The sequence below is a fragment of the Paenarthrobacter sp. NPDC092416 genome, from assembly GCF_044755025.1.
Lineage (GTDB): Bacteria > Actinomycetota > Actinomycetes > Actinomycetales > Micrococcaceae > Arthrobacter.
Map to the genome: position 1 here is coordinate 713,012 of NZ_JBIVQG010000001.1, position 17,972 is coordinate 730,983.

Genomic DNA, 17,972 nt, shown 5'->3' on the forward strand with positions numbered 1-17,972 from the left:
TTGGGGTCCGCATTCGGGACGGCGATGACTGTGGCATTTCAAAAGAAAAGCCCGGGAGACATCAAGGCTGGGCAGATGGTCTCCGTGACGGTCCTGGCAGAGGGACCGATCGGCAGTGCCGGGGCCCTTCCACTCACGGCTCAAGTGCGTATTCCGGTGGAAAGACTGCGCCGCGGACCAACCGGACACCGCTTCGCCATCCATATCAGGAAATGGCGCGGCACCACGGTCTCTCCAGTGACACTGACACGACAGGGCGATCCTTGGCAGCTTGTTTCGGAGCCACCGCCACCAGACCTCCGGGACCTGCTGGACGACACCCGGTTCCTGGCCCAGCACGTCTACGGCGTTGCCATGAGCACTTCGGATCTGTTCGAGACCACGCTGGGGCGGCGGATGCCCTGGAATCCCGAGGGACGTGTGGTCCTCAAGGCCAGGGACCTCGTCACGGCCACGGATACAGGGTATGAGCGCGGCACCAACATCATCCGCTTCGGCTCCGTGGACAGGATGGGGTACAAAGTCCCCACGGCTCTCTACCGGGACATAGTCGCCCACGAGGTGACGCATGCAATTCTTGATGGCTTCAGACCGGCGTGGGCCGACCAATTGGCAACCGTGGAGCAACTGGCCATGCATGAGGCTCTTGCCGACCTCGTGGCGATTCTGTCAGTGTTTTCATCCCGCGAAGTGGTGTACCGGCAACTTGAGGCGGCAGCCGGCGGCTTCGAAGCAGGGCAAGTGGTGGACGACGCCGTGCTGATGCGCTCGCTCTTCGATTTCGCGCGGGACCTGTTCGCACGTGGGCCGTTGCGTGAACCCTTCGTGGGTGCGGTACCGCAGAATTGGCAGGGGGTCCTTGAACCGCACGCCCAGGGTGCGGTGGTTGTGGGGGCCGTCCTGCGCACGGTGCAGAAGCTCTGGTCCGAGCGGAATGCCAGGTTCGGGGACAACCAGAGCCTCCAGCAGAAGGCCGAATCGGGATCGATCGTCGCTACTCGTATTCTGCGCATGGTCATCCGGGGTTTGTCCTACATGCCACCTGTGGATGTGACGTGGCGGGACCTGCTCCGCGGTGTCATTGCTGCTGACATCGACATGGTCCCGGAAGACAACTACGGCTACCGTGAGGCGTTCCAAGCCGAATTCTCTGCGATCGGCATTCGTCGGGTCTCGATGAACAACATCGCAGGCGTGGACAACTATCAGGGCTTGCGCTACCCGGTCCGGTTGTCAGCGCTGGGCTCGGACCCGCAGGAAGTGCAACGGTTCGTCTGGGAAAACCCACGGCTCCTGGACGCTGCACGCCTTGAGCGGCGGACACCCCTGAGCTCCACCCGGGTGCGGACGTCGGAACGCGTCTCGCCGGACGGGTTCATCATCTCCGAGATCGGCGCCTCCTTTATTCAGACGGTCCGCATGAGCCGCAGGGAAGCCTACGTCCGGTTGGGTCTCAAGACGCGACGGGATTATGTGGACATCCGTGGGGGAGGCCTGTTGCGTTTCGACGCCGGTGGCCGGCTTGTCTATGCGGCGCTGAAACCCGTAATGGACAGGGAGCGCCAGGCGTTGATGTTCGGTTCCGACGAACGGCACGACGCCGAGGAAGCGGCATCCTCTGGAGTCCGGAACAAATTCCACGGAACCGGGGAGTAGGAAAGCCTTCCCGGAACGGTTCCAACTTCCGAGGTCAGCTTCCCCAAGCAGTCTTGCGTGCCGCCGTCGTGCCTTCCAATTGCGCTACTTGGTCGAATCCGCCCGACTTGAGTCCTTTACTGACCAGTTTCAGTACTTCTGCGCGGCCCACTGTTCCATCGCTGTGCAGGGATTTTACGAAATGGTAGGTGAAAGCGCCGTTGTAGCGCCCGTCGATCAGGGCATCTGCTGCCGTTTGATCAGATCTGCACGCTGCCATGAGGACGGGTTTGGAGAGTTTGGCGGACTTGACCATATCCCGCAGTGTGCGAGTGTCGTTGAACTCGCTGGCGATCACAGCACGCGGGGTTGGTGCGGGGAGGAAACGTGGCCGACGCCCCGGCAGCAGGTCCAGCGACTTGAGCCCTGTTCCGCTGTGGCATGTGTCCAGCACTACGTCCATGAGAATGCCATCCGGCAACCGGGCGAAGAGACCGGCGAGTTCGTCGTCCGAGATCACGGTCGCAGGGTCCCAAGCATCGCCGGTGTTGTTGATGTCGTAGCACGCGAAGGCTTCGTCCAGGCGGTCGGCCTCGTCGCCGCTGGTGTCCGGGACCTGGGTGCCGTGGCTGGAGAAGGTGAAGACGAGGTGATCGGCGTTGCCGGATACAGCGCGGTCCACCAAGGTGTTGAGTTCGGCCATCACCGATTTCTTGACTGCCTTGGCATCGCGCAGGACGGTGATGTCGGACGCTGCGAAGCCGTACTTCGACTCGAGGAGTGCTGACAGATCCTCGGCGTCGTTGACGCAGCCTTGGAGCCAACTCGATTGCGGTAAGAACTTGAACTTGTTGATCCCCACACAGAGGGCTGCCTTGCTCATGTGCCTGTCCTTTGGACTTCTCCTGCACCGATTTGCTTCGGCGGCCCCCAACTCCACCGCCCGGATGCTGTTCGCGAGGGGAACTCGGCCCCCACCGTGATCCAGCGACTTCCAACTCTGACTAAAGATATTCCTGCGCGACGTCAGCGGCAATGGTCCGATGCTTCGCGCCGAAAGCTACTCGAAGGTAAATATTGTGTCTCGAATCACAAAATCAAGGGTTCGCCCAGTCGGAAGTCTGATTGAATCGTGGGATCAAGAGTGTGCGCCGTCACAAATATCCCACGGCGGCGCGCCGAATCCATCGAACAGAAGGTTCACCAGATGGCACTGAACAAGAAGGCCCTGCATGGCGTTATCGCGCTGGCGGGCATTTCCGCACTCGCCTTGACGGCATGCACCGGGCCCTCGGGCGGCGGCTCCTCGTCCGCCCCTGCAGCCGCGGGCCCCATCGCCTACGGCACCACAGACAAGGTCACATCACTGGACCCGGCAGGGTCCTATGACAACGGTTCATTTATGGTGATGAACCAGATCTACTCCTTCCTCCTGAACTCCAAGCCAGGCGGAGCCGAACCCGTGCCCGACCTCGCAGAATCGTCGTCGTTTACGGCGCCCTCCGAATACACGGTCAAGCTCCGGTCGGGACTGAAGTGGGCAAATGGACACACGTTGGATTCCAAGGACGTCAAATTTTCCTTTGACCGCCAAGTAGCCATTAACGATCCTGCGGGTCCTGCATCGCTGCTGACCAACATCGAGAGTGTCAGCACGCCCGATGCCACCACAGTGGTGTTCAAGTTGAAGAACGCCAATGACCAAACTTTCAGCCAGATCCTCACCAGCCCTGCCGCGCCCATCGTGGACGACGAAGTCTTCCCGGCAGACAAGATCCTCGCGGACGATGAGATCATCAAGGCCAACGCGTTCTACGGCCAGTACACGATCGACAGCTACAAGAAGAACGAGCTTGTATCCTTCAAGGCGTTCGCCGACTACCAAGGCGTCCTTGGCAAGCCCGCGAACGACGCAGCTACCATCAAGTACTACGCCAGCCCCACCAACCTCAAGCTGGAAATCCAGCAAGGAGCCATCGACGTGGCCTTCCGCAGCTTGAGCGCCACGGACATTGACGACCTCCGCAAGGATTCCAAAGTCAAGGTCCTGACCGGCCCGGGTGGCGAGATCCGCTACATCACGTTCAACTTCGACACCATGCCGTTCGGGACCAAGGCAGCGGGTGCTGACACCGCCAAGGCGCTGGCCGTTCGCCAGGCAGTAGCCAACCTTGTGGATCGGCAGGCCATCGCCGATCAGGTCTACAAGGGCACTTACCTGCCGCTGTACTCCAACGTCCCCAGCGGTTTCCTCGGTGCCAACGAGTCCTTCAAAGATGCTTACGGCGATGCCGGAAAGCCGAGCCTGGACAAGGCAAAGAAGGTTCTGACGGATGCCGGGATCACTGAAAAGGTTGCCCTGAACCTGCAGTACAACCCGGATCACTACGGCGGGTCGTCCGGAGACGAATACGCCATGATCAAGGAACAGTTGGAGAAGTCCGGCCTCTTCACGGTGAACCTGCAGTCCACGGAATGGGTCACTTACAGCAAGGCCAGCCGTGCGGACGAGTACCCGTTGTTCCAGTTTGGTTGGTTCCCGGACTTCAGCGATGCCGATAACTACCTCACTCCGTTCTTCCCGGAGGGCGGCTTCCTGAAGAACCACTACAACAACCCGGCGGTGAACGAGCTCATCGGCAAGCAGCTCACCGAAGCTGACAAGACCAAGCGCGAAGCGGACATCAAGGACGTCCAGAACGCGCTGGCCAAGGACATCTCCACCTTGCCGTTGCTGCAGGGCGCCCAAGTGGCGGTAGTCGGCAGCGGCGTGAACGGCGTCGACAAGACGCTGGATCCGTCCTTCAAGTTCCGTCTCGGAACAATTTCCAAGTAACCACGCCTCTGTGATGGGAGAGGAGGCGGGACACTGATCCGGTGTCCCGCCTCCTTTGCTGACACCTAATCGTCGTCAGCACGCATAAGCCAATCCCGCGTAATCCACGGGCAGGAAATACAGGTAGCAATGACAACACTTATTGACGTACCCGAGGCTGAGCCCGGAATCGTCGTCCCCAAAAGCAAGTCCAAAGGCGGAGGAGGCCTTGGCAGATACATCGTGGTCAGGTTCTTCCTGATCATTCCCACGGTCTTCATCCTCGTGACTCTGGTCTTCTTCCTCATGAGGGTCATCGGAGACCCCATCACCGCCGCGCAAGGTGGGCGTCTGCCCCCGGACGTCCTGGCCCAGCGAATCCATGATGCCGGCTACGACCGGCCCGTCCTGGTCCAGTACTTTGAGTATCTGGGCCAGCTCATCACGGGTAACTTTGGCACCACCATTACCGACAGGCGTCCCGTTGTGGAGGTGCTGACTACCTTTGGCGCGGCGACGCTGGAGCTTTCGATCAACGCCCTGATCGTCGCCCTCGCCGTCGGAATCCCGTTTGGCCTAATCGCCGCCCAGCACCGGGACAAGACCCCCGACGCCCTGCTGAGGTTCTTCGCGATCCTCTGCTATGCCACTCCCGTGTTCTTCTCAGGGCTGCTTCTCAAGCTGACCTTTTCGGTGTGGCTCGGATGGTTCCCGGTGGCAGGTCGAGCCTCCACCCGGACGGAACTGAGCATGAGCGGGCTGTCTGCACCATCGGGCATCTATTGGCTGGATGCGCTTCGCAGCGGCAACTTCAGTGCGTTCGGAGACGTCGCTTCGCATGCTGTCCTCCCGGCCATTGCGCTCGGCTTGCTCACTGCTGGTGTTTTCCTGCGGCTCGTGCGCACCAACGTCATTGGCACCTTGGGCAAGGATTACGTCGAAGCCGGCCGTTCCAGGGGCGTGAGCGAATTCCGGCTGGTCACCAAGCATGCCTACAAGCCGGCGCTCATCCCCATCATCACAGTTATGGGCCTGCAAATTGCCTTGATGCTCGGGGGTGCCATCCTGACGGAGACCACGTTTGAATGGAAGGGCCTGGGCTACCAGTTGGTGCAGTACCTGAATGCCCGCGACTTCGTGGCTGTCCAGGGCATCGTTGTGCTGCTGGCAATCATCGTTGCCGTCACCAACTTCATCGTGGACATCATCGCCGCGCTTATCGACCCGCGAGTGAGGTACTGACCATGAGCTCTCCTGTATTGACCCGACCCAAGCAGCCCTTGTTCTCCCGGCTTCCTGTGGTGTCACACCTTAAGAAGAGCGTTGGCCTTCAGCGGGGCATGCTGATCGTGGGCGTCGTCCTTAGCGGCCTGTTCATCCTCACCAGTGTTCTCGCTCCACTCCTCGCGCCGTATGGGTACTCCCAACTCAGTGATGCATCCGGTTCCTTTCCGACGCAGCAAGCGCCGAGCGCCAAGCACTTGCTCGGAACCACCGTTGGCGGCTACGACGTCTTGTCGCGGGTTGTCTGGGGTTCCCAGACGGCGGTGACCGTGATCGTGGTGTCCGTAGCGATGTCCCTTTTCCTTGGCGTCGCACTGGGTTTGCTCAGTGGCTACTTCGGGGGCTGGCTGGACCGGATCCTCGTGGTGGTGGCAGACGCCATCTACGCGTTCCCCACCCTGCTCCTGGCCATCGTTATTTCCATTGTGATCAGCCGGGGACAATCCAGCTTCTGGGGTGGCATTTTCTCTTGTGCGTTCTCCATCACGGTTGTCTTCGTCCCTCAATATTTCAGGGTCATCCGTGCCGAAACCATCCGGCTCAAGGCTGAGCCGTTCGTGGAGTCGGCCAAGGTGCTGGGCGCGTCCAGCCTGCGCATCATCGGACGGCACATCTTCAAGAACGCAACGCGGACCTTGCCGCTCATGTTCACGCTGAACGCGTCCGAGGCGATCCTGACCTTGGCCGGCCTGGGCTTCCTGGGCTTCGGCATCGAACCGACCTCCGCTGCTGAATGGGGTTTCGACCTCAACAAGGCACTCGCAGACACCTCCTCCGGTATCTGGTGGACGGGCGTGTTCCCGGGCATTGCGATCGTTCTCACTGTCCTTGGCCTGACGCTTGTGGGCGAAAGCATCAACGACCTCAACGACCCCCGGATCCGTGGCCGGAAACGCGCGGGCGGAACGCCAACCGCCCCGCAAGCACCCGCGGCTCCAGGGACGCCGTCAACCCCGGCAGAAGCAGGTAAGCCATGACCATGAACCTTGGAAACATGTCCGACCCGGCAGGCTCCGGCCAGCCGGTCCTGACCATAGACCGGCTCAAGGTCACGTTCGCCACGGACGGTGGTGACGTCTATGCAGTGAAGGACGTCAGTCTCGACGTCAAGGCGGGTGAAGTCGTAGCGATCGTAGGGGAGTCAGGCTCTGGCAAGACTGTGACGGCCAAGACAATCCTGGGCTTGCTTCCGGAGACGGCCATCAGTTCCGGTGCGGTGGTGATCAACGGCAACAACGTCATCAGCGTCAGTAAAACGGCGCTGCGCAAGATTCGCGGCCGCGATGTTGCCATGGTCTTCCAGGAACCCTCGACGGCCTTGAACCCCGTGTTCACCGTGGGATGGCAGATCGCCGAAGGCATCCGCGCCCATGCCACGGACGGCCACCGGGTCTCCGCAAAGGAAGCCAAGGCACGGGCCACGGAGGCGCTGCGAAAGGTGGGCATCCCCGATCCCGAAACCCGGGTTAATTACTACCCGCACCAGTTCTCCGGCGGACAGAAACAGCGTGTGGTCATCGCAGCTGCGCTCGCCCTGAACCCCGGGCTGATTGTGGCAGATGAGCCCACCACTGCATTGGACGTGACTGTCCAGGCCGAAATTCTGCAGCTGCTCCGTGACTTGAGGGACAATTACGGCACCTCGATTGTGCTCATCACCCACAATATGGGCGTAGTGGCCGACCTGGCGGATCGCGTTGTGGTCATGTACCAGGGCGACGTCGTCGAGGAGGCTCCTTCCAGAGTCTTGTTCGCTGAACCCCGGCAGGACTATACGAAGAAACTGCTGGCCGCCGTGCCCCATCTGGGCCGCAACTCTGCCTCGGAGGGTGCCCGCGGCCGCATGCATCAGGACGGCAAGATCCTGGTGGAGGCCAAGAATCTCACCATCGAATACCCGGGGCGGTTTGGCCGGCACGGGTTCAAGGCAGTGGACAACGTCAGTTTCACGGTTTCAGAGAATGAGGTCTTTGGGCTGGTTGGCGAATCCGGCTCCGGCAAGTCCACCATCGGACGGGCCATTGCCGGACTGAACCGGACCACGGGCGGCAGCCTGAAGGTTTTGGGTTACGAGATGCTGGACTTCAAGGAGCGCACCTTCCGTCCGCTCCGGAAGGAAATCGGCTTCGTCTTCCAAGACCCGGCGGCGTCGTTCAATCCACACCTGACCATCGGTGAGTGCGTCGCGGAACCTCTGATCATCCACACCAGGCCGAGCGCGGCTGAGGCGAGGAAAAAGGTGGGTGAGCTGCTCGAATCAGTTCAGTTGCCGGCGTCGTACGCTGAGCGCTATCCGCACGAGCTGTCCGGTGGCCAGCGCCAGCGCGCCTCGCTCGCCCGATCCCTGGCGCTTAACCCGCGGTTGCTGATAGCCGACGAGCCGACGTCCGCCTTGGACGTCTCGGTGCAGGCCAAGGTTCTGGACTTGTTCAAGGACATCCAGGAACAGTTCGGGTTTGCCGCGCTGTTCATCAGTCACGACCTCGCGGTGGTGGACATGTTGTCGCACTGGGTCGGCGTCCTCTACAAGGGGCAACTGGTGGAGCAGGGGATCGGCAATCACGTGATGGGCTCTCCCCAGCACGACTACACCAAGCGGCTGATTGCCTCACTCCCGGTGCCGGATCCCGACGAACAGGCCCGACGGCGTGTGGCGCACCGCGCGCTGCTGGGCGGTTAGCTAGCCCGCGGCCCGCATCCACACGAATGCCCGTCCCTCTCCCTTGAGGGGCGGGCCTTCCTGCGCTACTCGGACACGATCGCGATATTGAACATCTTCCCTTGTGGCTGCTGCATGAAGATCCGCAGCCACAACGGCAGCCACATCTCCAGGCCACGCGCTGCGTCCAAGCCGCCAAGGTCGCGGATGTGCTCCGGGGACCAACCGAACTCCTGCAGCACGTTTGCCACGACCGACTTGGCTTCGGCATCGTTTCCAGCCATGAAGATATCGTGCGGAGCAGGCAGCCGGGCCGGTTCGACCATGATCGGGGCACTAACCGTGTTCAGCGACTTGACCACCCGGAGCTTCGGGTAGGTTCGCTGGATGGTTTCAGCCAAACTGTCGGTGTTGCACACTGACAACGACGGCGGGAAGCCTCCCGTATGGTCCAGCGGATTTGAGACATCGAGCAGGATCTTGCCGTTGAGTGTGCTCTCGCCGGCCTCGGCCAGCACGGCCAGACTGACAGTGCCCGGCGTCGCGTTCACTACGAGTTCGGCCGGGCCGGCAGCTTCTGCAAAGGAGCCTGCGCTGGCGCCGGCTCCAGCCTGCTCGGCCCACGCCGCCCCTTTGGGGTTCGCGGACTCGCGGGAGCCCATGGCGACTTCATGGCCGAGGGAAACCAGCTTCCCGGCAAGTGCATGCCCCACCGTTCCCGTGCCCAGCACCGCGATTTTCATAGGAGCTCCTTCGCCTCGATGTGTGGTCAATCACGCCTATTCTGCTCCGTTTCGCGTCAGTCGGACATCGTTCCGTGCCTCCGCCACGATGCGCCCTTCCGGACGAAGTAACACGCCCGGAGACGTTGCTCCACGCCATAGACTGGGGTGCATGACCGAGCAGAACAACGCCCTTTCCGATGCCGCCGAATCCTTCAACCCTGCCGCGAGCTCCCTTGCCGGCCAGGTGGACCCCGCCATCATGGACGAGCTGCTCTCCATCCGGTCGAGCATCGACAACATTGATGCCACGCTCGTCTTTCTACTGGCGGAGCGCTTCAAGGCGACTCAGCGGGTAGGGATACTCAAGGCCACACACAGCCTCCCTGCAGGTGACCCGGGGCGGGAAGCGGCGCAGATCGCACGCCTGCGACGTCTCGCAGAAGACGCGCATCTGGACCCCGCGTTCGCGGAGAAATTCCTGAACTTCATCATCAGCGAAGTGATCCGCCACCACGAAGCCATCGCAGAGGATCACCAGATCTCGAACCGCCGGGGCTAGAAGCATGACTGCAGATGGCGTACAGCGGGTCAGCGCCACGGCACTGGGGCCATGGCCGGGTTCAGACCCCGTGGAGGCAACCCGCATCATCCGTGGCGAGCTCGGAGATCCGCACATCCCGTTCCTGGCGGAGTTGCCGGACCGCGGAGTGGGCTCGGACGCTTTGGGCCGAACTGGATCCTTGTTGGTTGAGTTGCCACTGGACGTCCAGCCGCATGGCTGGCGGCTCGTGGACCGGCCAGGGAAGGACCTCCAGCGTGCCCGGTCGGCGTTGGCCACTGACCTGAACGTCCTGGCAGATGTGGCAGGCGAGGAAGACGTGTCGGCTCCTCAGCTCAAGATACAGATTTTGGGTCCAATGGGCCTGGCGGCAGGTCTTCACTTGCACAATGGCGAACGGGCGTTGCTCGACTACGGCGCACGTCGGGACATTGCCGAGTCGTTGGCGGCGGGAGTGGCGGAACACCTCGGCCGGATTGCCGCCGCGGTTCCGGGGGCGGAAATAGTTGTTCAGGTGGACGAACCCGACATTGCCGCCGTCATGGGCGGGACCATTCCGACGGCGAGTGGCTACCGGACGTTGCGGTCGATCGGGGGCGAGGAAGTCACCGGTGCCTGGCGTGTTGTTATTGATGCCCTGAAGGCTGCAGGTGCCGTCGAAGTCGTCGTGTCGGTACCGGAGATTGAAGCTCCCATTGAACGCATCATCGCCGCCGGTGCCGACGGCGTGGCGATTCCGCTCAGGGCGCTGACCAGCAGGCAGTGGGAACAGCTTGCCGGGGCTGTGGAAGCGGGGAAGAAAATCTGGGCCGGGGCGCTCACACCGTCACCTGGTGATGGCAATCTGGCCCGCGCGGCCCACGTTGTGGAGACCATTTGGCGGCCGTGGCGGCAACTGGGTTTGCCCGCTGCCGCGCTGGGCGGGATCCGGGTCACTCCCTCCACCGGGCTTGCGCATTTGACGCCGTCCGAGGCCAGGAGCGTGCTGACGCGGTTGACGCAGGTGGCCGACGGCCTGGACCAACTGGCCCAGGGCTAGGTCCGTTCCTCCCAGCGATCGGGCTCGGCATAGCGGGGGAGTGACGTGCCAGCAACTGATCCCGGCAGGTAGGGAGCCAGCCGGTAGTCGAACCGTCCGGCGTAGACGAGGACCAGTCCCACCTGCGGCTGAATGACTTTCACCTGGATTCTGTGTTTTCCCTCGGCTGCGTCCCACCATTGCTCGGCGTAGGCGCGTGCGTCCACGGCGTCCGGGAGTGGCAGGCGCAGCGGTCCCAGGAGCAGGCGGCTACCCCGCGAAACGCCACGGAGCCTGCCTTCGGCGGTCACGCTGACGTCAAGGTCGGTAACCAGTCGCCGGTACCTGCCCACGTGGTCCACGAGCCGCGCCCTTGCCTGCCCGCCGTCTTTGCCGGGGACTTCCAGGGCGCTCGTCGTGTCGTGAAAGAGCCTGGTTCCTGACGGGAAGTAGATCTCCCGGCGGGCGGTCAGTGCTGGCCTGCCGAAGGGATCCACATGCGCGTGGTTCTCGATCCGGAAAGGGATACCTTCGCCGTACTCGGGGAAGAACGCTTCTTCGTTTCCGGTCAGGGCAAGGAGCGGCCGCAGCCAGCGTTGACGGCAGCCGACGACGTCGAAGACGCCCTCGCCGATTCCGTATGTCCCTGAACCGGGGGCCAAGGAGAAGTAGTCCTGGAGTTCCTGCGATAGCTTGTTGAACTCGTCGCGGAGGGCGAGCTGGTAGACGCCTGAGTTCATGGTGGATCCTTCCTAGAGGCGACCGGCAGCTTTGAGCCGGATATAGGTATCGGCCAGCAGCGGAGGTAATTCCAAGGGTTCGGCGTCCACGACTTCCGCGCCGAGTTGGCGGAGCTGGGCTGTGACTGCTCCCCGTTCCAGCAGCGCGCGCTCGGCGGCCGCGGCACGGAAGACCTGGCTGGCAGTCGTGCGTTCTTCCTTCATCACTGCCAGCAGGGGGTCGCGTACCGAGGCGACTACCACGACGTGTTGCCGGGACAATTGCGCAACCATGGGGAGGAGCCCTTCCTCGGGGGCGCCGCCGTCGAGCGCTGTCAGCAGCACAACCAACGAGCGGTGCGCCGAAACGGCGCGAACCTGGCTGGGTATTTGCTGCCAGTCCAGTTCGATGAGTTCCGCCTCCAGCGGCGCCATCGCCTGTACGAGCTGTCCGAGCATGTTCCCTTTTGACGCGGATTCCACGCGGGCGCGGAGGCGACGGTCAAAGGCAAGGAAATCAACGCGGTCTCCACCCCGCTCTGCCAGGACAGCCAAAAGCAATGCTGCCTCAATTCCGGTGTCCAGCCGGGGCTCGTCATCGATCCTGGCCGCTGCCGTTCGCGAGGTATCCAGGACAATGACCACCCGCCGGTCGCGTTCAGGACGCCAGGTCCTGACGACGACGGACGTCCGGCGTGCAGTGGCACGCCAGTCGATGGAACGGACGTCGTCCCCGCGAACGTAGTCGCGGAGGGAATCGAATTCAGTGCCCGCACCGCGGATCTGGACCGCCGCCTTGCCATCCAATTCACGTAGTTTGCGCAGTTTCGAGGGCAAGTGGCGTTTGGAATGGAAGGGAGGAAGGACCCGCAACCTGCCGGGCAATGGACGGGTCCGCTGGCGGGCCGCGAGGCGAAGGGGGCCGTAGGACCGGACGGTGATGTGCGGCGCTTCCAGGTCGCCACGCCGTGTGGGACTGAGGTGCACGCTGAGGCGACGACGTTCGCTGGGTGGCACATCGAGGCGCTGAACAGGGTTTTTAGCACCGGCGGACGGCTGCCATGCGTCCCGGATTACCGCCCGAAGCTTCCGCCGTCCGGGATTCGTCACCATTACAACTGACTCTGAATTGCTTTCCAGCGTGACGTTTCCGAGCTCCTTGCGGTTCAAAATCAGCTGCGCCGGTGACGCCGCCATCAGCAGGTCTACCGCCAGCAATATCAACAGAGCGGCCGCGACGAACCATACTGTGCTCCAGGCCGGAAACAACAGCACGGGAGCCAGCCCGGCAAAAGCCAGCAACACGAAGCGTCCGGTAATTGCCATTCAGCGCACCACGTTTCCACCGGTCGGTGCCGGCATTGTGTTTCCCTCCCGCGTGTGCGCGGTCATCGCGGCACCGGAACGGACGCCAGGATGCTGCCCAGGACATCATCCACCTGGATGCCATCCATCTGGGCTTCAGGGCGCAGGCCCACACGGTGGCGCAAGCACGGGAGTGACAGTGCCTTGACGTCATCGGGGGTGACGAACGTCCGGCCGGACAACCAAGCCCACGCCTTCGACGTATTGAGAAGCGCCGTTGCGCCGCGGGGTGAGACTCCCAACTGGAACGACGGCGCAGACCGCGTAGCGCGGACAACGTCCACGATGTACGCCAGAATTTCCGGCGCGACGGCAACTTCGGCGACGGCTGCCCGGGCATTGGCGAGTTCGACGGCGCCCGCCACCGGTCGCACGCCGGCTGCGGCAAGGTTGCGGGGGTCAAAGCCGTTGGCGTGTCGGCGGATGACCTCGATCTCCTCGGCCCGGCCAGGCAACGGCATGGTCAGCTTGAGCAGGAATCGATCCAGTTGGGCCTCAGGCAGGGGATACGTGCCTTCGTACTCCACGGGGTTCTGCGTGGCAGCGACGATGAAGGGGGCGGGCAGGGGCCGTGACACGCCGTCCACTGATACCTGCCGCTCCTCCATGGCTTCCAGGAGGGACGCCTGGGTCTTCGGAGGAGTGCGGTTGATTTCGTCGGCCAGCAGGATGTTCGTGAAGACCGGCCCTTCGCGGAAGGTGAACTCCGAGGTGTGGGAGTCATAGACGAGGGATCCGGTGACGTCGCCGGGCATGAGGTCCGGGGTGAACTGCACACGTTTCGTGTCCAGGCTCAATGCTGTGGACAACGACCTGACCAGCAACGTCTTTGCCACGCCGGGGACACCTTCGAGGAGCACGTGCCCGCCGCACAAAAGCGCGATCAGCATGCCTGTCACGGTGGGGTCCTGTCCGACGACTGCCTTGCCTACCTCGTTCCTGACGTTGAGCAGGGATTGCCGGGCAGGGTCTTGGCCGGGTACTTGCGGACTGGGGGCCTGAGGGGCCGGGTCCTGGGAAGCCGTCCCTGCCGCGGGCCCACCGGAATACCGGTTGTGGCTGTCCGTGTAGCTGTTCGGCTGGCTGCTCATCGGGTTGTCGCCTCCTGTTCCATTCGTTCGATCTGTTGTGCCCACTGCACCAGATGTCCTTCTGTTTGCGGTCTGTAGTCCAGAAGTATTGCCCGGACTTCAGGCGGTGACGTGCCCAGGCGGCGGGTCACAGCGTCCAGCACTGTCTCCGCCGTTGCTTCCGTTCCGAGGTTGAAGTGTTTGGCGAGCCGCGCCAAGGTGCCGGCCCGAAGATTGTCGGTTGCGCGATCCAGCGCCCGTGAATCCTGGTAGAGGCGTGCCCGGCCTTCGGCTGTTTCTGCTGCCTGGACCACCACAGGCAGTGGCTCGAAAACGAGCGGACCAAGGCGCCGGCCGCGCCACACGATCGCGAGCAACGCAACTACGGCAAGCCAAGGGCCCACAAACACGAGCCATGGAGGCGCGAGGTCGTTGAGCGTCGGGCCGCCCGCTGCGTTGGAGGCATCCGAAAGCCCTGGCGTGTACCAGATTAAGTCGGCGTCTTTACCGAGGGTCCGCAGGGCCAGTGCGGCATTGCCTTCGACAGCAAGGTGCTCGTTGTCCAGAAGCTCGGTGCTGCCCAGGACAACAACCCGCCCATCGTCCGATTCGGCATACATGCCTGGTCCACCATTGCGGGTGGGGTAACAAACCGTGGGGCCCACAAAGACAGGTCCCTCTGCTGACACGCGACCCGCCACCTTTGCGTCATCGACGTCGCACGCCGGCTCGAGCCCTGAGATTGACTCCGGAACGACGCCGCCGGGCCTGATGCCTTGGTCCAAGGCGTTCAGGGTCCTCAGCCTGGGCGAGACCACCACCACTCGGTCTCCGGCGGCGATGAGTTGATCCAGTTGCGCAGCGTCCAGGAACCCCCGCGGATCGTAGAGCAGGACGGTGGCGCCGTTCTCGACTCCGCGAAGTGCTGCCAAGGTCCGCTCCAGGGTCTCTGTTGGCGTTACGGTCACGCCGTGACGCCCGAGGATTTCGGCCACCGCCATGGCGCCGTCCGGGGCCGGGTTTCGCGCAGACAAGGGGCGGTTGTCAGCTGCTGAAGAGGACCGCTCGAAGACCATGAACGTCACCAGTCCTACCAGCAGGGTTCCGATCGCGATCCAGGCCAGGTGCTGTCGAAACCACGTCGCAAAGCCCGGGCCAGGTATCTGCTGAGGTTGGTCGAGCGTTTCGTCGGTGGTCCGGCGTCCGGCTTCCAAGGTCATCGCGGCACCGCGAATCCGTGACCATGCTGTGCCTCGAAGTCCGGTGCCATGGCCAGTATGTGGGCATCGAGCTCTTGCAGTTCCCTGAAATCGGCAGCTACGGCGCCCTGATCCCCGTATCGGACGCCGTCAAACATGCGCGCGGCCCGGTTCAGCTGTTCAGTCGCTGAACCGAATACCTGGCCAAGTTGCGTTGCCGCTTCATCGGCCGTTCTACCGGCGCGGGGCTCAATGACGTCACGCTCTTCGCCGGCCCTGACCAGTGCCCGGAATTGATCGACGACGGCGGCAGGCCAGTTTCCCTGGTCGGCTGCGGCTGCCGCTCGTCTCCGGTAGGCGCCGGCGTCCATGGCTGGTTCTTTGTCGTAGATATCGGCCGCCACCTTTCGGCGGGCATTCAAACGGGGGCGGACGAAGATGATCGTCAGGATTATCAGCACCACGGCAAGCGCACCAATCAGCGGAACTGCGAAGTCGTTGCCTGGGCCTTGCCCGTCGCCTTGGAGTGAACCGAGCCAGTCCAGGAAGTCGCGCCACAACTGGCTTATCCAGCCGGGTTCAGCATCCGGGTACTGGGGTTTGGCCAACTCTTCCGTTGCCCAGCGACGAGCCTCGTCCCGATCCGGCGTGACGGGCGGTTCCAAGCGCCCAAGAACCAGGCCCACGTGGGTCAGGGATGCCGTCATGCCGTGGGCCGGTGCCCGGGGGGAGTCGTCAACGGCGCGGCGGGCCCGCCGGGAATGCCTTCAGGGTCGGCTCCCGTTTCCATCAACCGCATGAGTTCCATGTCCAGGCCGTCGCGCCTCATTCGAAGGTCCATATAGATCAACGCGGAAACGGAGGTTTGGAAGGCGAAGGTCACGGAACCGACCAGAGCTGCCACCGCCATCGAAACTACGGTACTGATCACCACGGCAGACGACGCAGTCTCAGCGTCGGGGTGCGGGGTAACCACCGTGCCGATGGCCTCGGAGGCCAGCGTCACGGGGATCTGAACGATCTGCGCGATGACGCCCACCATGATGGTGACCACCAGCAGGATGCCGAAGATCCGCCACCAACTGTTCTTGGTCAATTGCCAGGAACGCAGCAGACCGTCGTACACGCCGGTTCGTTCCACGACGATCGCGGCCGGGGCAAACATCAACTTGAGGCCAATCCAGAGGAAGACCACCAAGGCGCCAAGACCCAGTGGGAAAACAAGCAGCAGGGCGGCAGGACCCATCGCAGTGACGAGCAGAACGGCGATGCCTGCAACGGCGGCCCAAGCCAGCATGCCACCGAATGTCAGCAAGGCTGAGACTCCCAATAAGGGCAGGATGCGGCGTCCTGCCAGTTTCCACATTTGCTTGAATCCCGTACGTCGGTTGAGCACAGACCGTGAGACGGGGACAACCAAGACGCCTTGAAGGACGGCTCCCAGGAATCCAACCAGGACCGTAACCCCCAGCAGCCCCGCCATCCAAGCCAGGAAGGGGCCAAGGAATTCCTCCATGTCGAGGTCCGATTCGACATACTGGAGCGATTCCGTCATTTGCAGCATTGCCACGGTGACGATTCCGAGCAACACAGCGGAAAAGACCTGGACGATCAGCGCCGAACCAAACATCGAGGCGGCATTGCGGCGGATGGTTTGGAAAGAACCGTCCAGGATCTCACCGAACTGCAAAGGACGCAGCGGGATGATTCCCGGCTTCGGGGGAGCGACGTAGAGGGGCTGTCCGTAGGGCGGTCCGCCGGGCCACCCGGGTGCTGGCTGCCCCTGCCACTGGCCCGGTTGGGGCGGGTAAGGGGTCCCGGGACTTTGTTGTCCCGGTACGGGAGGGCCCTGCCAAGATTGCCCACCGGGTTGAGGGGCAGCCCACGTTGGTGGCCCGCCCCATTGCGGTTGACTTCCCCACCCGGGTTGCCCACCTTGACGCGGATCCTGGCCGTGCTCTGGCTGTGACACGTTTTCCTCCCCACGAGACCCGGTTCGCCGACCACCGGCGTCCCCCACACGGACCTTCGCCCCCAGCCTATAGTCCCGTCGTCGTCCCTCATAGCCCGTCGCCAACTCCGGAGGCGGCCCGGCTGGTCGCCTGCCGCGGGGTGAGGGAAGGTAACTGAAGGACGCCATGCCGTGGGCCCGTCCCAACGGGACAAAGGCCTGATGATAAGGGAATATATAACTATGAAGGCACGCATCCTGGTAGTTGACGACGACGAAGCGCTCGCAGAAATGATTGGCATCGTCCTGCGCAATGATGGCTTCGAGCCGGTGTTCTGCGCAGATGGCGGCCAAGCTCTTGAGATCTTCCGTTCCGCCAAGCCGGACCTGGTCCTCCTGGATCTCATGCTGCCCGGCTCGGACGGCATTGAGGTTTGTCGGCAGATTCGTGGGGAATCGGATGTTCCCATCGTGATGCTGACGGCAAAGTCGGATACCTCGGACGTCGTTCGCGGACTTGAGTCCGGCGCTGACGATTACGTACCCAAGCCCTTCAAGCCCGCCGAACTCGTGGCACGGGTGCGCGCACGGCTTCGCCCGGGCGAGCAGAAGGCCCCGGAAACGTTGCGGATAGCGGACGTGACAATCGACGTCGCGGGTCACTTGGTGACGCGCTCCGGAGAGCGCATTTCGTTGACTCCGCTCGAATTCGACCTCCTTGTTGCCCTTGCACGCAAGCCTTGGCAGGTTTTCACCCGCGAACTTCTCCTCGAGCAGGTCTGGGGATACCGCCACGCCGCGGATACCCGGTTGGTGAACGTCCATGTCCAGCGTCTGCGCTCGAAGATTGAACGCGATCCGGAAGCGCCCGAGGTCGTATTGACGGTGCGTGGTGTCGGGTATAAAGCAGGTTCCTGAGTCCCAAGCCGGTAAGCCGGACACAACAGACGAGGCCGGTACGGCCGGCAAACCC

General features: G+C 62.9%; 16 protein-coding genes. 8 read left to right on the forward strand and 8 right to left on the reverse strand.

The window, feature by feature from the left end; all coding sequences use genetic code 11:
- Nucleotides 1-24: 24 nt before the first annotated feature.
- The gene (locus tag ACIQC5_RS03200; protein ID WP_400278350.1) at nucleotides 25-1,656 is read left to right on the forward strand and encodes a hypothetical protein; all 1,632 of its coding nucleotides are present in this window, start codon (nucleotides 25-27) and stop codon (nucleotides 1,654-1,656) included.
- A gap of 34 nt (nucleotides 1,657-1,690) precedes the next feature.
- On the opposite strand, the gene ACIQC5_RS03205 is transcribed toward ACIQC5_RS03200, so the two are convergent.
- Nucleotides 1,691-2,518: a caspase domain-containing protein gene (locus ACIQC5_RS03205; RefSeq protein ID WP_400278352.1), complete on the reverse strand. Its 828-nt coding sequence runs from the start codon at nucleotides 2,516-2,518 to the stop codon at nucleotides 1,691-1,693.
- A gap of 324 nt (nucleotides 2,519-2,842) precedes the next feature.
- On the opposite strand from ACIQC5_RS03205, the gene ACIQC5_RS03210 reads away from it, so the two are divergent.
- The 4 genes from ACIQC5_RS03210 to ACIQC5_RS03225 all read left to right on the forward strand — a co-directional run bounded on the left by ACIQC5_RS03210 (nucleotide 2,843) and on the right by ACIQC5_RS03225 (nucleotide 8,414).
- Complete coding sequence (locus ACIQC5_RS03210) at nucleotides 2,843-4,471, forward strand: ABC transporter substrate-binding protein (RefSeq protein WP_400278353.1); 1,629 nt, start codon at nucleotides 2,843-2,845, stop codon at nucleotides 4,469-4,471.
- A 129-nt stretch (nucleotides 4,472-4,600) separates the two neighbouring features.
- Nucleotides 4,601-5,692, forward strand: a complete 1,092-nt coding sequence (locus ACIQC5_RS03215) for an ABC transporter permease (protein ID WP_400278355.1) — start codon at nucleotides 4,601-4,603, stop codon at nucleotides 5,690-5,692.
- A gap of 2 nt (nucleotides 5,693-5,694) precedes the next feature.
- Nucleotides 5,695-6,711: an ABC transporter permease gene (locus tag ACIQC5_RS03220; RefSeq protein WP_400278356.1), complete on the forward strand. Its 1,017-nt coding sequence runs from the start codon at nucleotides 5,695-5,697 to the stop codon at nucleotides 6,709-6,711.
- Nucleotides 6,708-8,414 (forward strand): dipeptide ABC transporter ATP-binding protein, encoded by a 1,707-nt coding sequence (locus ACIQC5_RS03225; protein ID WP_400278358.1) that lies wholly within the window; start codon nucleotides 6,708-6,710, stop codon nucleotides 8,412-8,414. Before ACIQC5_RS03220 ends, ACIQC5_RS03225 begins: the two co-directional genes overlap by 4 nt.
- Nucleotides 8,415-8,479: 65 nt before the next feature.
- Here the strand turns inward: ACIQC5_RS03225 and ACIQC5_RS03230 are convergent, their stop codons facing one another.
- Nucleotides 8,480-9,136 (reverse strand): NADPH-dependent F420 reductase, encoded by a 657-nt coding sequence (locus ACIQC5_RS03230; protein ID WP_400278359.1) that lies wholly within the window; start codon nucleotides 9,134-9,136, stop codon nucleotides 8,480-8,482.
- A 151-nt stretch (nucleotides 9,137-9,287) separates the two neighbouring features.
- Here ACIQC5_RS03230 and ACIQC5_RS03235 point away from each other — a divergent pair, with 151 nt between their 5' ends.
- Entirely contained in the window at nucleotides 9,288-9,677 is a 390-nt protein-coding gene (locus tag ACIQC5_RS03235) for a chorismate mutase (protein ID WP_400278360.1), read from the forward strand.
- 4 nt (nucleotides 9,678-9,681) lie between these two features.
- Complete coding sequence (locus ACIQC5_RS03240; protein ID WP_400278362.1) at nucleotides 9,682-10,716, forward strand: hypothetical protein; 1,035 nt, start codon at nucleotides 9,682-9,684, stop codon at nucleotides 10,714-10,716.
- Here ACIQC5_RS03240 and ACIQC5_RS03245 read toward each other — a convergent pair.
- The 6 genes from ACIQC5_RS03245 to ACIQC5_RS03270 all read right to left on the reverse strand — a co-directional run bounded on the left by ACIQC5_RS03245 (nucleotide 10,713) and on the right by ACIQC5_RS03270 (nucleotide 16,738).
- A complete protein-coding gene (locus tag ACIQC5_RS03245) occupies nucleotides 10,713-11,435 on the reverse strand; it encodes a DUF4166 domain-containing protein (RefSeq protein WP_400278364.1) in 723 nt (240 codons plus the stop codon). The two genes, ACIQC5_RS03240 and ACIQC5_RS03245, sit on opposite strands and share 4 nt — an antisense overlap.
- A gap of 12 nt (nucleotides 11,436-11,447) precedes the next feature.
- Nucleotides 11,448-12,740, reverse strand: coding sequence for a DUF58 domain-containing protein (locus ACIQC5_RS03250; RefSeq protein WP_400278366.1), 1,293 nt, complete (start codon nucleotides 12,738-12,740; stop codon nucleotides 11,448-11,450).
- Between the two features lie 62 nt (nucleotides 12,741-12,802).
- On the reverse strand, nucleotides 12,803-13,870 hold the full coding sequence (locus ACIQC5_RS03255; protein WP_400278367.1) for an AAA family ATPase: 1,068 nt from the start codon (nucleotides 13,868-13,870) through the stop codon (nucleotides 12,803-12,805).
- On the reverse strand, nucleotides 13,867-15,069 hold the full coding sequence (locus ACIQC5_RS03260) for a DUF4350 domain-containing protein (protein ID WP_400278368.1): 1,203 nt from the start codon (nucleotides 15,067-15,069) through the stop codon (nucleotides 13,867-13,869). Before ACIQC5_RS03260 ends, ACIQC5_RS03255 begins: the two co-directional genes overlap by 4 nt.
- Nucleotides 15,066-15,755 carry a DUF4129 domain-containing protein gene (locus ACIQC5_RS03265; protein WP_400278370.1) on the reverse strand — a complete coding sequence of 230 codons (690 nt, stop codon included), beginning with the start codon at nucleotides 15,753-15,755 and terminating at the stop codon, nucleotides 15,066-15,068. The genes ACIQC5_RS03260 and ACIQC5_RS03265 overlap by 4 nt, the downstream gene beginning before the upstream one ends.
- Nucleotides 15,752-16,738 (reverse strand): glycerophosphoryl diester phosphodiesterase membrane domain-containing protein, encoded by a 987-nt coding sequence (locus ACIQC5_RS03270; RefSeq protein WP_400278372.1) that lies wholly within the window; start codon nucleotides 16,736-16,738, stop codon nucleotides 15,752-15,754. The genes ACIQC5_RS03265 and ACIQC5_RS03270 overlap by 4 nt, the downstream gene beginning before the upstream one ends.
- 504 nt (nucleotides 16,739-17,242) lie before the next feature.
- On the opposite strand from ACIQC5_RS03270, the gene mtrA reads away from it, so the two are divergent.
- Nucleotides 17,243-17,917 carry an MtrAB system response regulator MtrA gene (gene mtrA / locus ACIQC5_RS03275; RefSeq protein ID WP_400278373.1) on the forward strand — a complete coding sequence of 225 codons (675 nt, stop codon included), beginning with the start codon at nucleotides 17,243-17,245 and terminating at the stop codon, nucleotides 17,915-17,917.
- The last annotated feature ends 55 nt before the right edge of the window (nucleotides 17,918-17,972 follow it).